Here is a 777-nt window from a genome sequence, read left to right as displayed (position 1 = left end):
ATCCCGGCCCCGTGGGTGCCGCCGCCGGAGGGGAAGGGACGGTCGGCGCGGCCGTGCTCGGTCTCCTCGGCCGCCCCCGGGCCGCCGGGGACGCGGGGAGTGGCCGCCGCGCCGGGGCCGCCCGGCCCGTCGTTCCCGGGCCCGTACGGCGGGAGCGCCGCGTGGCCCAGCCCGCTGACCGTCTCGGCCGCGGGTGCGGCGGGGCCCGTGGACCCGGCGGGAGAACCGGGAGGCGCGGAGCCCTGCGCCGGGAGCCGCCCGGTCGCGCCGGCATCCCCCGCTCCGGTGTCTCCCGCGTCGGCGCCGCCCGGGACTACCCGCAGGTGTCCGTCCCCGTCCGGAAGCGCGGGCGGCCCCTCCGGCAGACCCTCCGCCCCGGCCCGCAGCCGTACGGCGGACTCGCCCAGCCGCAGTGTCGCGCCCGGCGGCAGCGGCACCGGGCGGTCGTGGACCGCGGCGCCGCCGACCGTCGTGCCGTTGGTGGAGGCGAGGTCGGTGACCGTCACCACCCCCGACTCCGCCACGGTGACCACGCAGTGCAGCCGGGAGACGTCCGGATCGTCCAGCGGTACGTCCGCCTCGGCGGAGCGGCCGACGCGCACCTGCCCGCCCCGCAGCAGATGGACCCCTCCCGCGTCCGGCCCGGCGACGACGTGCAGGCGGGCGCGCGTACCGGCGGGGGCCAGGCCGTGGCTCCAGGGGGCGGTCGGCCCGTACAGGGACACCACCGCACCGTCCACCAGCGGTGGCACGCCCAGTATCCGGCGCCCGGCGTCC

The 777-nt window shown here is 81.0% G+C and carries 1 protein-coding gene; it reads right to left on the bottom strand.

Annotated features, from left to right (window positions below):
* On the bottom strand, window positions 1-777 hold a 777-nt coding region (locus tag AC2CJA_RS26985; RefSeq protein WP_484605253.1), incomplete at both ends, for an FHA domain-containing protein.

The sequence above is a fragment of the Streptomyces sp. ATLC9 genome (assembly GCF_057196705.1).
This window is presented reverse-complemented; position numbering and strand designations above follow the sequence as displayed.